General features: G+C 59.8%; 11 protein-coding genes. 7 read left to right on the forward strand and 4 right to left on the reverse strand.

All coding sequences use genetic code 11. The annotated features are described in order from the left end of the window. The first annotated feature begins 6 nt into the window (after positions 1-6). Genes Q0Y02_RS12125 through pelG form a run of 5 tightly spaced genes read left to right on the forward strand, consistent with a single transcriptional unit; the run spans position 7 to position 5,724 of the window. A complete protein-coding gene (locus tag Q0Y02_RS12125; protein WP_297768658.1) occupies positions 7-519 on the forward strand; it encodes a hypothetical protein in 513 nt (170 codons plus the stop codon). Further along, on the forward strand, positions 519-1,853 hold the full coding sequence (locus Q0Y02_RS12130; RefSeq protein ID WP_297768662.1) for a PelD GGDEF domain-containing protein: 1,335 nt from the start codon (positions 519-521) through the stop codon (positions 1,851-1,853). Before Q0Y02_RS12125 ends, Q0Y02_RS12130 begins: the two co-directional genes overlap by 1 nt. Continuing rightward, a complete protein-coding gene (locus tag Q0Y02_RS12135) occupies positions 1,846-2,856 on the forward strand; it encodes a hypothetical protein (protein ID WP_297768665.1) in 1,011 nt (336 codons plus the stop codon). Before Q0Y02_RS12130 ends, Q0Y02_RS12135 begins: the two co-directional genes overlap by 8 nt. After that, positions 2,834-4,354, forward strand: coding sequence for a GT4 family glycosyltransferase PelF (gene pelF, locus Q0Y02_RS12140; protein ID WP_297768668.1), 1,521 nt, complete (start codon positions 2,834-2,836; stop codon positions 4,352-4,354). Before Q0Y02_RS12135 ends, pelF begins: the two co-directional genes overlap by 23 nt. Next, complete coding sequence (gene pelG, locus Q0Y02_RS12145; RefSeq protein ID WP_297768670.1) at positions 4,354-5,724, forward strand: exopolysaccharide Pel transporter PelG; 1,371 nt, start codon at positions 4,354-4,356, stop codon at positions 5,722-5,724. The genes pelF and pelG overlap by 1 nt, the downstream gene beginning before the upstream one ends. 352 nt (positions 5,725-6,076) lie before the next feature. Here the strand turns inward: pelG and Q0Y02_RS12150 are convergent, their stop codons facing one another. After that, entirely contained in the window at positions 6,077-7,114 is a 1,038-nt protein-coding gene (locus Q0Y02_RS12150; RefSeq protein ID WP_297769434.1) for a DUF3080 family protein, read from the reverse strand. Between the two features lie 131 nt (positions 7,115-7,245). On the opposite strand from Q0Y02_RS12150, the gene Q0Y02_RS12155 reads away from it, so the two are divergent. After that, positions 7,246-12,834 carry an MG2 domain-containing protein gene (locus Q0Y02_RS12155; protein ID WP_297768672.1) on the forward strand — a complete coding sequence of 1,863 codons (5,589 nt, stop codon included), beginning with the start codon at positions 7,246-7,248 and terminating at the stop codon, positions 12,832-12,834. A gap of 419 nt (positions 12,835-13,253) precedes the next feature. Here Q0Y02_RS12155 and Q0Y02_RS12160 read toward each other — a convergent pair whose 3' ends face one another. After that, positions 13,254-14,102, reverse strand: a complete 849-nt coding sequence (locus tag Q0Y02_RS12160; RefSeq protein ID WP_297768675.1) for a metal-dependent hydrolase — start codon at positions 14,100-14,102, stop codon at positions 13,254-13,256. A 412-nt stretch (positions 14,103-14,514) separates the two neighbouring features. Between Q0Y02_RS12160 and Q0Y02_RS12165 the strand changes: the two genes are divergently transcribed. Next, positions 14,515-14,916 carry a hypothetical protein gene (locus Q0Y02_RS12165; protein WP_297768677.1) on the forward strand — a complete coding sequence of 134 codons (402 nt, stop codon included), beginning with the start codon at positions 14,515-14,517 and terminating at the stop codon, positions 14,914-14,916. On the opposite strand, the gene Q0Y02_RS12170 is transcribed toward Q0Y02_RS12165, so the two are convergent. Both Q0Y02_RS12170 and Q0Y02_RS12175 read right to left on the reverse strand, forming a co-directional pair. Then, entirely contained in the window at positions 14,894-16,453 is a 1,560-nt protein-coding gene (locus Q0Y02_RS12170; RefSeq protein WP_297768680.1) for an MFS transporter, read from the reverse strand. The genes Q0Y02_RS12165 and Q0Y02_RS12170 overlap by 23 nt on opposite strands. A gap of 444 nt (positions 16,454-16,897) precedes the next feature. Beyond that, on the reverse strand, positions 16,898-17,866 hold the full coding sequence (locus tag Q0Y02_RS12175; protein ID WP_297768683.1) for a triacylglycerol lipase: 969 nt from the start codon (positions 17,864-17,866) through the stop codon (positions 16,898-16,900). Positions 17,867-17,997: the final 131 nt, after the last annotated feature.

Here is a 17,997-nt window from a genome sequence, read left to right on the forward strand (position 1 = left end):
CATGAGATGAAACAGGTTGTTGCTTTGTTGCTGGCGCTGATGCTGGCCAGTTGCACCCATGTACGCAGTAGTCAGGGAGTTTCCCTTGACGCGGAAGGTACCTGGCTAGTGTTGCCGCTGGTAAATCGCACCGCCACTCCCCAGGCGGGGCTGCGGGCAGCGGCTATCGTGGAAGCCGTGCTTTACCGACAGGGTGTGACCGCGGTGGAAAGTTATCCGGAAACCGGTAATGACGGCCTGTTGTTCGAGGCGTCTTCCTCCGCTAACCGGGAAAAAATGGATCGCTGGGTGCAGTCGCAATCGGCCCAGTATGTGGTCAGCGGCGTGGTGCATGAATGGCGCTACAAGACAGGTGTGGATGGCGAGCCGGCGGTGGGTGTGATGCTGGAAATCCGCGAACTGCCTTCCGGTAACATCGTCTACAGCGGCACCGGTGCTCGTGCTGGCTGGGCAAGAACGTCGCTCAGCCAGACCGGGCAAAAAGTCATCGACAAGCTGCTGGCTCCGGTCATTCGCTGATGCGGAAGTGGCTGGCTAACACCGTCATCCCCGCCCTGGTGGCTCCGCCGGCAAGACCCTTGTGGGTGGTGCTCGAGGCGGTGCTGTTGACCCTGGCGGCAGTGGCCATGGGCTTGTGGTTGCGTTCCGAGGACCCCTTGGCGCTGGATGCCAACTTCCGTTGGGGCTTGTTCGTGCCCATTCTGGTGTCGCTGCGTTACGGTAGCCTTGCCGGTGTGTTTGGCATGCTGTGTCTGCTGGCCAGCTGGCTGGTACTCCGCAATATGGACTTTTATGCGGACTGGGATTTCCCCGAAGGCACCATGCTGGGCGGTTTTATTCTCAGCCTGGTCTGCGGTGAATTCGCTGACCTGTGGCGGGTGCGTCTGCAGCGGGCGGAAAGCGCCGCCAGTTACGCTCTGGAACGTCTGCAAAACCTGACCCAGCGCCATGTACTGTTGCGTCTTTCCCATGATCGCCTGGAAGAGAATCTGCTGGTCAGGCCCTATACCGTGCGCGATGCCCTGTTCCGTCTGCGCGATCTGACTCTTGATGAAAGCGACAGCACAATCCTGCCGGCGGCGGATGATCTGATCAATTTGCTGGCGGAGTACTGTCAATTGCAGCGCGCCGCTCTCTATCCGGTATTGGACGGCAAGATCAGTGACCAGGCCGCCGCCCTGCTGGGGGAGAACAAGCCCCTGGATCAGCACGATGCTCTACTCGGCCATGCCCTGGATATCAAGATGCTCGCTCATGTGCAGCAGAATACCCAGGATGACGCCTATGTGGGCCGCTATCTGGTGGCCGCACCGGTGACCAACAGTGCCGGGGAAATGATCGGTGTGCTGGTGGTGGAGCGGTTGCCGTTCCTGTCCATGAATTATGAAAACCTGCAGTTGCTATCTGTGCTGCTTAACTTCTATGCGGATGTGGCGCACTACGGGGAAGAAGTGGACAGCCTGCTGGATACCTGGCCCAACCTGCCCACCCGTTTTGCCAGTGAATTGACGGCGCTTTCCCGGTTGCGCGGTGAAGCGCGGGTGGACACCGCCCTGACCCTGTTTGTGGCTGACGACAGCGAACAGGCTGCGCAGATTCTGGAAGCGTTGGCGCGGGGCCTGCGCAGTCTCGATCTGGCCTGGTGGGTTCATGACAACGTGCTGATGATCATGATGCCGATGACAGGTGATTCCAGTCTGGAAGGTTTTGTACTGCGCACGGAGAAATGGCTACAGGAAGATTATGCCTTCTTCAGTCTCCGCCAGGCCGGGGTGAAGTACTACCATCGATTACTGGATGAGCGCGATTCTGGCGACCAGCTCCGCGAGTTGCTGGGGGTGGCCGGTGTCTAGCTGGAAGCTGCTTATCTATGCGATCAGTGCGGAGTTCGGCTCCCTGCTGCTGTTGCTCAGTCAGAACAGCTCGCTGTCGTATTTTCTGCTTTACCTTGTCGCCCATGGTCTGGCGTCGGCCTTGTTATCCGCCGTGGCGTGGACCTTTCTTCCGGCCCGTTTTCGGGAGCCGAAAGTCTTTTCACTGGCACTGATTTTTTCCTTTGCCTTTTTTATCCCGGCGATCGGGCTGCTGACCATTGTCGGTGGTATTGCTCTGGGTGTGATGCTGCCGGCATTGTTCATGCCGCTGCCGTTTTCCCAGGTGGCCAAGCCCTACTTTACGCCGGTGAACAATCAGCAAAGCGCCGGTTTTCGGCAGATTGATCTGAAAACGCTACTCACCAGTGAGACGGCGCCCAACGCTTTGCGTATTCAGGGGATGCTGGTACTCAAGGACATGCCCGGGCGCATTACCGGCCGACTGTTGCGCGATTCGCTGGGGGATTCCTATGAGGATTTGCGTCTGCTTGCCTACGGTATTCTCGATCAGAAGGAAAAGGAAATTACCCGCGATATTGACCGTGTTCTGCAGTTGCTGGAGCGGGCCAGGGAGTCTCGTCGCTACCGGCTTGCCCGGCGCCTTGCCGAGTTGTACTGGGAGCTGAGTTATCAGGACCTGGTTCGCGGCGACATCATGACCCTGACTCTGGAACGGGCAAGCTTCTATGCCGATATGGGGCTGATGGAGTCCCCCGAAGATGCGGGGCTGTGGTTATTGCGCGGGCGTATCAAGATGAGTCAGGGAAACCTGGGGGAATCCCATGAATCCCTGATATTTGCCCGCAGGCTAGGGTTGTCTCCGGCCCAGGTAAATCCCTGGCTGGCGGAAATCGCCCTGCAACGACGGCAACTGCCGATGGTGCGCTTACTAATGGAACAGATTCCGGAGGGCAGTCAGTTTACTGCCCTGAATAAATCCGTGGAGTACTGGAGGGGCTATGGCGCTGCCCAGAGCGGATAAGGCGGACATCTGTCTGTTGCTGGAGGGGACCTTTCCCTATGTCAGCGGCGGGGTGTCGAGCTGGGTAAACCAGATCATTCGCGGTTTTCCTGAATATACGTTTGCCTGCTGTTTCATCGGCAGTCGCCCGGAAGACTATGGCGAGATGAAATACACCCTGCCGGACAACGTGGTGCATCTGGAGGTGCATTATTTGCATAACTTCCAGCGTGGCGCGCAGAAAAAACCGAAAAAAGGGGACGCCGCCGCCTATCATCGGCTGAGCCGTTTCCACGAGCTGATGCGCTCCGGCAAACATTCTTCGGAGCGGCAAGCCCTGCTTGGCGAGACGTTGGATAACCTGGGGGATGGCTGCTGTTATTCTGAGGAGTCATTTCTGTACAGCCGGGCAAGTTGGGATTTCATTTCCGATGCCTACCGGGAGTACAGTCGGGACCCGTCTTTTGTGGATTATTTCTGGACGGTTCGCATCATGCATGCACCGTTGTGGGTGCTCAATGACATCGCTTCGAACCTGATTCCGGCGCGCATGTATCACACCATCTCCACCGGGTATGCCGGTTTTCTGGGCACCATGCTGAAACGGCGCACCGGCAAGCCTTTGCTGCTTTCCGAGCACGGCATCTATACCAAGGAGCGCAAGATTGATCTGTTCCAGAGTGAATGGATCAGCGATAACCGCGGGTTGGTGGAAAAGAACAATGCGGAAATGGCGTACTTCCGCGAGAAGTGGGTGAACTTCTTTACCGAGTTGGGCCGCGAGTGTTACCAGTCATCCAACCGCATCGTGGCCCTTTATGAACGCAACCGGCAACGGCAGGTGGAAGATGGCGCGCCCGCCGAGCGCACGCTCAATATTCCCAATGGCATCGACCTGCCACGCATGGAAAAGGTCCGTGCTGCCCGGGGTGCCGAGATACCCCAGTCGGCCTGCCTGATCGGCCGGGTAGTGCCTATCAAGGACGTCAAAACCTTCCTGCGTGCCATGCGTACTCTGGTTAACGAAATACCGGACGCCAAAGGCTGGATTGCCGGTCCCGAAGATGAAGACAAGGAATACGCCGCAGAGTGCCGCTCTCTGGTAACCAGCCTGGGCCTGGAAAAGAATGTGGAGTTTCTCGGGTTTCAGAAGATCGATGAGTTGCTGCCAAAAGTGGGCGTGGTAGTGCTCAGCTCCATCAGTGAAGCCTTGCCGTTGGTGTTGCTGGAAGGCTTCGCTGCGGGCGTGCCGGCGGTGTCTACGGATGTGGGCTCCTGCCGGCAATTGATTGAAGGGCTCGATGAAGAGGATCGGGCGTTTGGCAAGGCCGGTTCCGTGGTGGGTATTGCTGACCCGGAAGCCCTGGGCAAGGCGGTGGCCAAGTTACTCAGTGACCCGCAGGCCTGGCACGAGGCGCAGCAGGCCGGCATTCGCCGGGTGGAAACCCTGTACACCCAGCAGCAGATGTTTGGCTCCTACCGTGAGCTGTATCAAGGGCTGCTGGAAGGGGAGCGCTAATGGCAGGTATCGGGTTCGAACTGCGAAAACTCCTGCGCAAGGATACCTTGCTGGGTCTGATCCGTGCCTATGCCTATGCCGGTGTGATCAGCTCCGGGCCCTGGGTGTTGTCGATTATCGGCATCCTGATCATCGGTATTTTCAGCCTGGGGGCAGTGGTACCGGATATCGCCGTGTCCCAGTTCCAGGTCACCGTCACCTATCTGATCGCGATCAGCCTGGTGCTCACCGGTACCGTGCAACTGGCCTTTACCCGTTTCTGTGCTGACCGCGCTTTCGAGAAGCGCGAGGACCTGATTCTGCCCAACTATGGCGGCGTGACGCTGCTGGTCACGGTGATTTCCGGGGTGCTGTCGTTAGCGGCGGCGGTGTTCCTGTTCCCGGAACAGAGCATCCTGTTCCGGGTGTTGATGGCGGCCAGCTTTGTGGTGCTGTGCAACATCTGGATTGCCACCGTGTTCCTGTCGGGTATGAAACAGTACAAGGCGATACTGGTGCTGTATGCCCTGGGCTACGGGATTACCGTGGTGGGGGCACTGTTACTGCGATTTCTTGATCTTGAAGGGTTGTTGCTCGGGTTTCTGCTGGGGCAAGTGACCTTGCTGGCCGGCATGCTGGTATTGATCGTGCGTGGTTATCCGGCACTCAGTATGGTGTCCTTCGAGATGTTCGGACTCCGCTACTTGTATCCCAGCCTGATGTTGGTGGGTTTTTTCTACAACGCCGGGGTATGGGCCGACAAGGCCATGTTCTGGTTTTACAGCGGTACCGGTAGTCAGGTGATAGGTCCGTTGCACGCCTCGCTGATCTATGACATCCCGGTGTTCCTGTCCTACCTGTCGCTGATTCCCGGCATGGCCGTGTTTCTGGTGCGTATGGAAACCGACTTTGTGGAGTACTACAGCAATTTCTATGATGCGGTGCGCGAAGGGGGCTCACTGTCCTATATCGAGGACATGCGCAACCAGATGGTGTTCGTGATCCGCCAGGGCATCTTTCAGATCCTCAAGATCCAGGCCATCTCCGCCTTGGTGATCATGGTGGCCGGCGCCCAGATCTTCGCGGCCCTGGGCATCACGGATCTCTACCTGCCTTTGCTCAATGTACAGCTGGTGGCCACCGCCCTACAGGTGGTGTTCCTGGCCATCATCAACGTGTTCTGCTACCTGGACCAGCGCCGCATGCTGGTATTGCTCACCGGCCTGTTCTTCGTGCTGAACGTGATCTTTACCGGCATCAGCCTGTACCTGGGCCCGCAATTCTTCGGCTTCGGTTTCCTGCTGTCGCTAGCGGTGTGTGTGATGCTGGGGTTGTGGCTGGTGAACCGGAAGATGGGGGAACTGGAGTACAGCACATTTATGCTGCATTGAGCTACGAGCTACGCTCGGTTGGATAGGGAAAGGTTGAGACGTTCCCGAGACCTCGTCATTTCTACGAAGCCGCTGTAGGAGCCCATGCTTGCATGGCGAACCGTGCGAAGCACGGCATCGTCCGCAGGACGATCAAAGCTAGAAGCTAGAAGCTAAAAAAAACGGCGCCATAAGGCGCCGTAATAGTTTGGCTCGGGAGAGCTATCACGGAGTAAAACTCCGGAGTCGATGGATGGGACCTCATCGACGCCTGGGATTATGTGGACACTTGTTCGCCGAAACATTCGCTTTGTAGACTTTTTGTTTAGCCCGCCAGGTCAATTTTTGCACGGAAGTGCATATAAACCCCGTATCAGGGCTTTTCTGGCATCAATCCGCAGGCCCGCAAGTGCTCCTGCCACAGGGTTACATGGCGCTCCAGAGCATGCTCCATGCGGCTTTCCACCCCATTCGGGCCGAAGTAATGCTGTCGCCAGCGGGTGAAAGGGGCGGGGGCCGAACCCAGCAGACCGTTCATCTGTTCGAGGCTGTCAGCCAGTGATTGGCGCTGGCGACGGCTTTGCGCCAAGGCCTGCTGCACCTTGGGGCCCCACACCTTGTCCAGCACATTGCGCAAGCGCCGGGCCCGGGTGCTGGCCTGGTTGCGCGGACAAAGACGTTGCGGATCAATGCCCGCCAGGAGTTGGTTACCACGCTCCAGCTCACGCAATGAAAGCGCCATGCGCCGCAGCAGGTAGCCGCCGGATTGATTATGGGCCAGGGTTTCCAGCAGCGGCTCCAGATTCAGCGGCGTCACCGCGCCGCTCTGTTTATGGGCAATCACGGTGTGACTCAGTTGTTGCAGGCTCTGCAAGGCCGCGCTGGTGTCGCCGACACTGGCGGACGGGGACTGACTGAAAAAGCGCCGTATTTCCTCGCTGTTGGCAAGCACATTCCAGTACAGGGCCGGCAACGCGGCTTCCTTTTCGGCCACCACCTGCGACATGACCGTTACCAGCTCCGGGTCGTCCAGGGTGTTTTCCTCCAGGCAGGTGCGTGCCTGTTGAATAAACGCCAGTTCATGACTGAGCCGTAAGGAATCCGCCTGCAGCTTGCCCAGCGAGCTGTTGCGCTGGCTGATCAGTTCCATCAGACCGCAGTGCCGCAGCTCCAGATAGTCGAGCATATCCACCCGGTGTTCCGGTAGCGGCAGCCGCAATTCACGGGCACCGGGGTAGGGCAGGAGGGGGAGCGGGGCACGTTCGGGAAGCGCCTGTCGGCTCAGCCGGGCAATGCGGTCAAGGTAGTCCTCCCAGCGCGCCTCATCCGGGTCCTGGGGGGCCAGCCACCCGATGGCCAGTAGCGACGCCATGGCCAGGGCTGCCAGCCCCCAGCCGGTTTTTTTCTGCATCACGACAGGACTCCGCTTAATCCGGTGTTTCGCTTATGCCAAACCGTTGACACTGTGGTCGATCTGTCCGCGAATTGCAGGACGGTTGTGCTATGTTTGGCCTGATCATCAATTTGCATTGGAAGCGTATTATGTCAACGAGGGGATTGCCGTTTTTTCGGTTACTGATGCTGTGTCTGGCATTATCACTGGGCGCCTGTGATACCGGAGAGAAGGGAGGCAGCGACTCACCACCCAGGCAGGATAAAGCGGACACGCAAACCACGCAGCCCGCGCCTGCACAGCTGGATGACCGCTGGCAGGCTCACCTGGCGTCTGCTCCCTCCGGGGTGATCAGTGCCCGGGCCCCGTTGGTGGTGCGCTTCAATCACCCGGTCATTGCGGCAGAAAAGCTTGATCAGCCGGTCTCCGGTGTCGCCCGGCTGGTGCCGGACATACCGGCAGACATTCGCTTTACTGCTGAAGACCGTCTGGAAATACGCCCCTCAGAGCCGCTACCCGCCGGTGAAAACGTGACCCTGATCCTCTATGCCCAGGGGCTGAACGGCGTGGATGAAACCCTGCCCACCGCACAATTGCCGTTGCAGGTCATGCGTCAGCAACTGAGCCTGACCGTGCAATCCCTGTTGCCCGCGGATGACGGGGAGCAGATGGTGCTAACCGGCAGCCTGGAAACCCGGGATCTGGCAGACGCAGAGAGGGTGGAAAAAAGCCTGCGCGCCAGCCAGGACAATCAGACCCTGCCGATAAGCTGGGAGCACGACAAGGCCGGCCTGCGCCATGGGTTTACCGTATCCGGTATCCGTCGGGGCGACCAGGCCAGCCAGGTGACCCTGGGCTGGGATGGCAGCTCCTTGGGCGTGGAAAATCAGGGTGAGCGCCATTACAACGTCCCTGCGATAGCGGCCTTCGAAGTCACCAATGTGCGGGCCGTGAACTACCCCAAACCCCATGTGGAAGTGAATTTTTCCGAGGCGCTGCAAGGCTCCCAGAACCTCAATGGCCTGGTCACCCTGAACGGCAAGGCGCCACGCCTGGAAGTGGACGGCAGCCGCCTGCGGGTCTATCCCCAGGATGACAAGGAAGAGGATGTAGCGCTGGTGATCGATGCCGGCCTGCGCTCCGCCAGCCATGGCCGGCTGGCGGTGAAACTGGAAAAAACCGTCACCCTGATGATGACCAAGCCCGGTGTGCGCTTTGCCGGCAAGGGCACCATCCTCCCGGACGGCAAGCAGCTCAGCGTCCCCTTTGAAGCCGTCGGTATTCGCTCGGTGAAGGTGCAGGCCTTCCGGGTGTTTGACGACAATATCGGCCGTTATTTGCAGGGCAGTGAGCTGGACGAAGGGGACATGGACACCCGCACCGGTCGCTACCTGTGGCAGAAAACCCTTGAGCTTCCCGCCAACGGCGACGGCTGGCAGCGCTACCATCTGGACCTGACCGAGCTGATGGCCAAACACCCCGATGGCCTGGTGCATCTCACCCTGACCATTGATGGCGACGACATCACCTATGCCTGCCCGGATAATACCCTGACCCGCAACACAACCCTGCCGGACAACTACGAAGGCCCGGGGCAGGAACAGGAGCAACCAGACAGCCTGGCCAACTATTATCGCGATGCCGGCTATCTGAGCTGGTACGAACAGGACAATCCCTGCTCCGATAGCTACTACCGCTATAACGACCTTGCCAGCAGCACTCGCGCCTTCCTGGCCTCTAACCTGGGCCTGATCGCCAAGCGCGGCCAGAACGATATCCTGCACGTGGTGGCCACCACCCTGGACAACAATGAGCCCGCCGCCGAGGTGGTGGTGAAGGCCTACAATTACCAGCAGCAACAGGTGGGCATGGGCCTTACCGATAAAGAGGGCATGGCCAGCCTCAAGCTGGATGGCACGCCTTTCTATCTCCAGGCGGTAAAAGACCGCGACACCGGTTTCCTGAAAGTGGCTCGCAACCGTGCGCTGCCCACCAACCAGTTCAACACCAGCGGCCAGACCGTGCGCGACGGTCTGAAAGGGTTCTTCTACGGGGAAAGGGATGTGTGGCGCCCGGGCGATGACATCCACCTGACCTTTATTCTCGAAGATAAAAACGACGTGCTGCCCGACGACCACCCGCTCACTCTGGACTGGTTCGATCCCCGTGGAAACAAGGTGAAAAGCTACACCCTCGACCAGCCAGTGGGGGACTTCTATGCCTTCACGCTGAGCACCAGTGAAGACGCGCCCACTGGCAACTGGCGCGCGGTGGCCCGGCTGGGGCAGCGCTATTTCGATACCCCGGTGCGGGTGGAAGCGATCAAGCCTAACCGGCTGAAGATCGACCTGGAATTGCCCGAGCAGTTGCCCGCCAATGAAGCCGCCCAGGTGGGCCTGTTTACCCAATGGCTCAACGGCGCCACCGCCGCCAACCTGAAAGCGGATGTGAAAGTGCGGGTGGCGGCGACCACGACTCGTTTCGATGGCCTCAATGCCTACCATTTTGACGACAGCACCCGCGCTCTCAGCAGCGAGCCCTTCACTGCCTTCGAGGCCCATGTGGACGGGCAAGGCAAGGCCAGCTTCCCGCTTACCATTCCGGTGGAACAGACCCCGGGCATGCTGCGCGCTACCCTCACCACCCGGGTGTTCGAGAACAGCGGCGACTACAGCACCCAGATTCGCAGTGTGCCGGTTTACCCCTTCAAACATTGGGTTGGCATGCAGGTGCCGCAGGGCAGCGGCTGGGGCGGCGCCCTGTCCCGCGAGGGCAGGCACCCGATCGACCTGATCAGCGTGAACAGTCAGGGCAAGCCGGTGGCTGGCCGGCCGCTGGATATCACCATCTACGAAATCGACTGGCGCTGGTGGTGGGACCGCTCCGGCGACGACCTGAGCAATTTCATCAGCGACCCCAATACCAAGGTGGTTACCCAGGCACAGCTGACCACGGATGCACAAGGCCGGGGCCAATGGACTCTGGATGGCAACAACTATGACTGGGGTCGTCACCTGATCCGTATCTGCGACCGGCAAAGCGATCATTGCACCTCGCAGACGGTGTATCTGGGCTGGAGCAGCGACCAGGCCAGTGGCAGCCAGGATGCCGCCACCCGCTTGTCCCTGTCCGCCGACAAGGAAAGCTACCAAGTGGGAGACACCGCCCGGGTGGAACTGCCCGCGGTCAGTGAAGGTCGCCTGCTGGTGAGTCTGGAGAACGGCTCCCGGGTGCTGGATCACTACTGGCTGCCGGCCAGTGGCCAGGCGCAGACTTTGGAGATTCCGGTCACCGCCGAGATGGCGCCCAATGTGTATGTGCATGTGGCCCTGCTGCAGCCGCACCAGCGGGACAATGATCGCCCCATCCGCCTGTATGGCATCGTGCCGTTACTGGTGGAAGACCCGGCCACCCGATTGCAGCCGCAGATCAAAGCCCCGCAAAAAGTGAAGCCGGAAGAAAACTTCACCGTGGACGTCAGCGAAAAGCAGGGCAAGGCCATGACCTATACCCTGGCGCTGGTGGACGAAGGCCTGCTGGGACTGACCAACTACCGCACCCCGGACCCCCACAGCGCCTTCTATCGCCGCGAGGCCCTGGGCGTACTCACCTGGGACCTGTTCGACATGGTGGTCGGTGCCTACGGGGCCGAGCTGGACCGATTGTTGGCCCTGGGGGGCTCCGATGGCGCCGATGATGGCCGCGAGAAACAGCGCCGTCGTTTCCCGCCGGTGGTGAAATTCCTCGGCCCCTTCACCCTGGACGCGGGTGACAAGGCCAGCCATGAAATCACCTTGCCGCCCTACATGGGCCAGGTACGGGCCATGGTGGTGGCCGGCGACAACGGCGCCTACGGCAAGGCGGATCAGGACATCACCGTCACCCAGCCGCTGGCCGTGTTGAGCACCTTGCCACGGATCATGGGCCCCGGCGAAACCGTGGATCTGCCGGTGACCGTGTTCGTCACCGACGACACGGTGAAACAGGTCACGCTGTCCGTGCAGGCGGATGATGACCTGTTCAGTGTGGAAACCGGTGCGGCGGAGATGACCTTTACCGGGCCGTCGGACCAGATCGCCATGCTGCGTCTGCGTGCCAACGATCGGGTGGGTACCGGCTCCGTAACGGTGACAGCCACGGGCGGCAAGCATCGCGCCAGCGAAACCGTGCACCTGCCGGTGCGGGCAGCCAACCCGCCCACCACCCGCGACACCTTCAAGGTGCTGGAGAAAGGCGAAGCCTGGGCGCTGGATTACCAGCCCCACGGTATGACCGGCACCAACAGCGCCAATCTCACCGTGAGCGCCTTGCCGGCCATGGGCCTGGAGAGGCGGCTGAACTACCTGCTGCGTTATCCCCACGGCTGTATCGAGCAGACCACCTCGTCGGTGCTGCCGCAGTTGTACCTGAAACAGCTGGTGCAACTGAACGAGCAACAGCAGCAGGAGATCCAGACCAACATTACCGCCGGCATCGAACGGCTCAAACGCTTCCAGCTAGCCAATGGCGGCTTTGGCTACTGGCCCGGTCAGGCACAGGCCAATGACTGGGGTTCTACCTATGCTGGTCACTTCCTGCTGGAGGCAAGAAGGCTGGGGTATGCGGTGCCCGCGGGCATGATGAATGACTGGGTCGACTATCAGACACGTCGCAGTCAGACCCTGGGGGACCGTCCCTGGGAATGGAGCGCGGAAGCCTATCGCCAGTACACCCTGGCTCTGGCCGGCAAGCCCCAAGTGGGTGCCATGAATCGCCTGCGTGAGCGCCTGCAGATGGCGAAGCAGGATTACCCTCGCAGCGCCAGTTACCACAGCGGTCGCTGGTTGTTGGCGGCGGCCTATCAGCAGATGGGGCTCAGCGATGTGGCAGCAGAGCTGACCACATTGAATGTGGATGACCTGGACTATGACGGTGCCAGTTACACCTATGGCTCCTCCCTGCGTGATCAGGCCATTCGCCTGACGGTGGCTCAGGCACAGAATCGGGAGCAGCAGGCCTGGTCGTTGGCCCGCGATATTGCCGATCAGCTATCCGGTCAGAGTTGGTACAGCACCCAGACCACAGCCTGGTCACTGATGGCCATGGCCCGCTATGCGGGCAGTCAGGGGGGCGATCACGGTTACCGCTTTGCTTGGCAGGAAGGCAAACAGGGCTGGCAGGATATCGCCGCCACCTCGCCGCTAACCCGCCAGCCGCTCAATGCCGGCGGCAGGGAAGGGGATGACAAACAGTCGCTGAGTGTGCGCAACGACAGCGACCGCAAGTTGTTCGTCACCCTCAGCCAGACCGGTACCCCGTTGCCGGGCAACGAAGCGCCGGTGAGCGAAGGCCTGAGTCTGACAGTGCGGTTCCTGGTGGGTGACACGCCGATCAATCCGGCCAGCCTGACTCAGGGGCAGGATTTCACTGCGGAAGTGACGGTGACCAACACCGGCTCGCGCACCCTGGACGATGTGGCGCTCACCCAGATCCTGCCCTCCGGCTGGCAGCTCACCAGCAGCCGTCTGGATGGCAGCGCGGACAACAACGAGAAGGTGACGTATCAGGATCTGCGCGATGACCGGGTGATGCATTACTTCGACCTGAAACCCGGTAGCAACAATGCCCTGACCTTGAGGGTGGGCCTGAACGCCTCCTTCGCCGGCCGCTTCTACCTGCCGGCCTGGACCGTGGAAGCCATGTACGACGGACGCCGTCAGGCGCGTAGCAAGGGCCAATGGGTGGAGGTGAAAAAGTAGAGGCCGTAAAGGCAATGGATTTACCACAGAGGTCACAGAGCACACAGAGGAAAACAGGCTCGGTGAACTCTGAATCTCTGTGGTGAAGACCCTGCTTGCGGTTTTTTTCGTGGTCCGAGACACCACCCTCATCGCGTTGATTATGCGTGACAGGGTTGGGTGGTGGATTACGCCTGCGGCTAATTCACCCTACCCAGCTAGCTGGAATTTTCCGGTTATATCGTTCACTAAAGGTCTGTGCCGGTGCAGACCCTTCGCGATGTAAACATCGCTTCCCACAAACCCCAGCGTCAGGGTTTGTGGGAAGTCATGCTCGCCTGACGAAGACGTTGGCACAGTGCTGCTTCTTCAAGAATTTCCTTAAGCAAAAAGCCCCGGAATGTTCCGGGGCTTTTTTGTGGGTGCTTTATCGCGTTGTATCAGGCGGCTTCGTTTTTCTGGTAACCGTCCGCGTCGCCGATCAGGGTATCCATTTCTGCCAGGAACTCCCGGTTGTCGTGGTCCCAGGGGTGGAAGTTGGGTTTGAACCAATCCAGCCAGGGAATCACCACCCGGCGCAGGCCGCCCGGTTTCAGCCACTGGAACTTGAAAGATAGCCACCAGCCTTTCAGGTTAAACAGCTGGCCCACCTTCCAGGTGTTGATTAGGAAAAACGGGTAGAACAGTGCAAAGAAAATGGTGGTGGCCAGGATCAGGCCCACACTGCGCAGGGCCCACGCCTTGATACCGCTACCGAATACCGTCTGGTAAACATCAAAAGCGACCGCCTTGTGCTCGGTTTCTTCCAGGGCGTGCCAGTGCCACAGGCGCTGGTAGGCCTCGTCGGAGTCATCGATCAGGTCCGGCTCACGCAGCAGGATATCGGCGAGAATGGCGGTCAGGTGTTCCAGTGCCACGGTGGCAGACAGTTGCAGGGCATTGGGGGTGTATTTGGAAATCACATCCAGCAGTTTGGAAACAATGGCTTCCTGGGTATCCACCGGCAGGCCGGCCTCTACCATCTTCTGGTTGTAGTCCTCGTGCTCGCGCCCGTGCATGGCTTCCTGGCCGATAAAGGCCCGCACGGCCTCCTGCAGCTCCGGGTCGTCGATGCGGTCGCGATACTTGCGCACGCTATTGATAAAGAAGCGCTCACCTTCCGGGAAAAACAGCGACAGGGTGTTGAAGAACTGGGTCACCGTGGGGCCCCAACTGTGCCAGTTGAGTACCTTTTCATCCGGAACATGGAACTTCAGGTTCCGGCGAATTGGCATGATATGCATTTTCATTGTTATATCACCTTTCTCCAATGGTCCTGCCATCCACTTAACGCCTGTTGGTCGAAAATTACAATTCCACTGTGACAGTAGGGGGCCCCTGCGTAACTCCTTGTATGCTCAGGCTTTCAGGCTGGTTCACAATCTAGGCGCACTTTTGAAGGCATGCTGGTGGCCTGTCGAGGCTTATACCTTCAAAGAACGGCAACAACGAGTGTGGGCCAGCCTGAAAGCCCCGGAGGGCGAGACCTGAAGCGCACATCTGCTGCGCTTTGTCGCTAGGAAAGGGAGCCACCCTGTCCGTCACGACAAAACACAACAGCTGCACACTTCAGGTCTCGCTGAGCATGCAAGGAGTTACGCAGAGGCCCCCCGGAAAACGGAATTGAAACAATGGATTTTAAATCGCTGATAGAGGTCGGCAATGACAGGTAAATGGCGTCTGCTGATAAGCGCTGTGGTGTGTCTGGTGGCGATTGCCAGTGCGTTTCACTTTCTGGTGATGGAGCGTTATGGCGTGCCAGACAGTGGGATCCGGGTGGTGAATCAACGTAGTGATGATGGTGGTCGGGACTGGGTGATTCGCTTGTATCAGAGTGATAGCCGTCACCACTGGCAGGCCAGCGGTGACGGCTATGCCGTGGCCATCGATCGGCTGGGCAGCAACAGCTTTTCGCTGGATATTGCCTACGGCAGCAGTGGTGACGGCCGCCACAGAATTCGCCAGCAGGTGCGTCTTGGCGAAGGCCTTACCCTGGTGGCGGCCTTCGGTGCCGGCCCGGCAGAGGCCGGAGACACCCGGGTTATTGTTGATCGGGTGAAGTAGGCGGCGTCCGCTCGGCGCTTGCTGCATCGTCCGGAGCGCGCTTGTGCAGCATCACGGCCACCAGTACGGCGGTCATCGCCAGAATCCCTGCTCCAATGGCGGAATTGGTATGCAGGGCCAGGCTGAACCCCTCACGGGCGGCGGCCATCACCGACGCACCCAGCTCCGGTCCCAACTGTGCGGCGGCACCGATGGCCCCGCCCAGGGTATCCCCGGCAGCCAGTGACAGCTCGTCAGGCAATCCTGCAGGGAGTTGCTCCAGCATATGTTGCCGGTAGACGGCCGCGCCAATACTGCCGATCACCGCAATCCCCAGTGCCATGCCCAGTTCCGTGGCGGTTTCCGAGGTGGCTGAGGCAGCGCCGGCTTTGCGTGCCGGTGCGGCGCTGACCACCATGTCGGTGCCCAGAATCATCATCGGCATCACGCCCACCCCCATCACCGTCATCCCCAGGATCAGCAAGGGAATCTGGGCCGGGCTGTGCACCAGCAGCAGGATCAGCAGACCGATTGCCGCCATCATCAGCCCGGCGCTGACCAGTTGCCAGTGGGGCAGGTAACGGGTCAGCCGGGGGACCAGTAACGACGCCACGGTCTGCACCAGCGCCGGCGGCAGCATCACCAGCCCGGCCTCCAGCGGCGACAGGTCGAGCACGCCTTGCAGGTACTGGAACACCATCAGCCAGGCACCGGACAGGGCCAGGATAGTGAGCAGCATGGCAGCCACCGAGGTGCTGAAGGTGCGGATAGCAAACAGCGAAAGATCGAACATGGGCTCGGCCAGCCGCCGTTGGCGACGGACAAACAGCACGCCGATAGCGAGCCCCAGCGCGATGGAGAGTAGTGGCATCAATGACACTCCGTTACGGGCCATGTCTTTCAGGCCGTAGATCACCGCCAGTACCGTGACCACGGACAGCAGGGCGCTGGTCCAGTCCTGGGCGCCGGCATCCTCATCGCGGAATTCCGGTAACAGCAGCGGACCGCACACCAGCAACAACAACATCACCGGAACCCCCAGCAGGAACACCGAGCCCCACCAGAAGAACTCCAGCAGCGCACCGCCCACCAACGGGCCAATGGCGCTACCGACGATGAAACCGGTCATCCATACGGTAATCGCCACCGTGCGCTCCTGCTCCACCTGAAACATGTTTCTCAGCAGCGACAGGGTCGACGGCATCAGCGTGGCCCCGGCAATGCCAAGTAACGCGCGGGTGGCAATCAGCATTTCTGCACTGGTGGCAAAGGCCGCCATGGCCGAGGCAATACCGAAGGCGGTGGCCCCGGTAAGCAACAGGCGCCGCCGACCTATACGATCGCCCAGAGTGCCCATGGTCACCAGGAAGCCGGCAATCATGAAGCCATAGATATCCAGTATCCACAGCAGCTCGGCGCTGGTGGGTTGCAGGTCGGCACTGAGATGGGGGGCTGCCAGATGCAGCACGGTCATATCCAGGGCCAGCAACACGGTGGGCAGCATCAGCACCGTCAGTCCCAGCCACTCGCGACGGGTGGCGGCTTGGGGGGTGGGCATGGTGTCTTCCTCGCAACAGGGCATATCAGGTTGTCGTTTCCGATGCCCGTTTTTCGACACGGCAGCGGTTAAAGAACCCTAAAGTCTCAACCTGACTTGAGGTCAAGCTGGCTGCGTAAAAAAAGCAGCCGGCCAGTATCCTTTCTGGATTTCGCAAAAGCTAGTGTCGGTTGCACGACAGTGTGAAGCCTGCCCGGGAAATAGCGGCGAGGACGGGCAGATGGCGTAGGGTGCCACTGAGCCTAAGGCGAACTGCACCGATTCGGCGTTTGATGGTGCAGTTCGCCTTAGGCTCAGTGACACCCTACGTCCTGGGTATCGCAGGTGTTTGCGATCAAAAAGGTCATCGCAGCATTTTCTCTCCGCCGCGAAGAACCAAAGAAAAGGGCGCACTTAGGCGCCCTAAAAAAACACTCTCCCGTTATTTTTCTTGTTTTGCCAGATTCAGAGTCCGCGGTTCTTCAGCCGGTTGGCATGCTGGCGGAACACGGCGGTGGGGTTGGTTTCAAAGGGGCTGACCAGACCCGCGATCTGGTTCACTTCATCCAGGTGGTTCATGCGGTAGTCATCGCGGATCACCAGGCCCAGATGACTGGAGCAGCTGGACACCAGACCGTCGTTCTTCTCGCCCAGGTAGAGCAGGGAGATCAAGCCGATACCGGCGTCGCTGATATCCAGCACATTGGTCAGCGGCTTGGCGCCGGACCAGGAGTAATAACGCACGCCGTTATCTCCCTGTTCCGGTGCGTGGCCGCAGGCATCTTCCGGGAGGCCTTCGGGGTAGTGGTTGTTGAATTCCGTGCTGCCCTGAGTGGACAGGGAATAGAGGGCTGCCAGTGAATCCTGCTCGTAGCCACCACCGGAAATCAGGTCCAGAAATCCGGTTGCCGCATTGACGATACTGCCGAGGAGATTCGCAGCTACAGGCAAGGCTTCTTGCACCCCAAGCAATACATCGGCCATGCGGGCACCGGTATGTGGTCCGGCCACGGCGGTGGCGGATGCCACATAATCCGGGTACACCGACGCCACGTAGCGAACCGTGGGGCCGCCATGGCTGTGGCCCAGCAGGTTGACCTTTTCCGCACCAGTGGCGGCGAGGATGGTCTCTACCTGACGGGCCAGTTGCTCGCCGCGTACTTCCGTGCTGTTGGCGGCAGCCACCTGGGTGACATACACCTCGGCACCACTGCGGCGCAGCTCTTCGGGAATTCGGTACCAGTAGTTGTAGCCGGCAATGTCATCAAAGCCGAACAGGCCATGGCTGAGCACGATGGGATAACGGGTTTCGGTATAGGTATCCTTGAACAGCCAGTCGAACCATCCGGCGTGCGCGGGCAAGCTGAGAGCTGACAGCAGCAGACAAAGGGGTAGACTTAGCGCCCGTAGCGGCGCTCTTCGGGATAAAATCATTGGCATCACCTTGTTGTTTATTGTTATCGGCGGTACTGCCAGGTCTTCGCCGAGCGCTCCCTGGTCAGGAGTGAATCCACCTTAAAGGAATCGCAATCATTAATTAACAGTAGTGTTAATATTTGTTTGTT

Origin of the sequence: uncultured Alcanivorax sp. (assembly GCF_947258575.1) — a bacterium.
Classification (GTDB): domain Bacteria; phylum Pseudomonadota; class Gammaproteobacteria; order Pseudomonadales; family Alcanivoracaceae; genus Alcanivorax.

Bases quoted from the DNA above. Each gene is read 5' to 3' on its own strand.
- Q0Y02_RS12175 (WP_297768683.1), bottom strand. From the start codon at position 17,866: ATGATTTTATCCCGAAGAGCGCCGCTACGGGCGCTAAGTCTACCCCTT.
- pelG (WP_297768670.1), top strand. From the start codon at position 4,354: ATGGCAGGTATCGGGTTCGAACTGCGAAAACTCCTGCGCAAGGATACC.
- Q0Y02_RS12170 (WP_297768680.1), bottom strand. From the start codon at position 16,453: ATGCCCACCCCCCAAGCCGCCACCCGTCGCGAGTGGCTGGGACTGACG.
- Q0Y02_RS12130 (WP_297768662.1), top strand. From the start codon at position 519: ATGCGGAAGTGGCTGGCTAACACCGTCATCCCCGCCCTGGTGGCTCCG.
- Q0Y02_RS12125 (WP_297768658.1), top strand. From the start codon at position 7: ATGAAACAGGTTGTTGCTTTGTTGCTGGCGCTGATGCTGGCCAGTTGC.
- Q0Y02_RS12160 (WP_297768675.1), bottom strand. From the start codon at position 14,102: ATGAAAATGCATATCATGCCAATTCGCCGGAACCTGAAGTTCCATGTT.
- Q0Y02_RS12155 (WP_297768672.1), top strand. From the start codon at position 7,246: ATGTCAACGAGGGGATTGCCGTTTTTTCGGTTACTGATGCTGTGTCTG.
- Q0Y02_RS12165 (WP_297768677.1), top strand. From the start codon at position 14,515: ATGACAGGTAAATGGCGTCTGCTGATAAGCGCTGTGGTGTGTCTGGTG.
- Q0Y02_RS12150 (WP_297769434.1), bottom strand. From the start codon at position 7,114: ATGCAGAAAAAAACCGGCTGGGGGCTGGCAGCCCTGGCCATGGCGTCG.
- pelF (WP_297768668.1), top strand. From the start codon at position 2,834: ATGGCGCTGCCCAGAGCGGATAAGGCGGACATCTGTCTGTTGCTGGAG.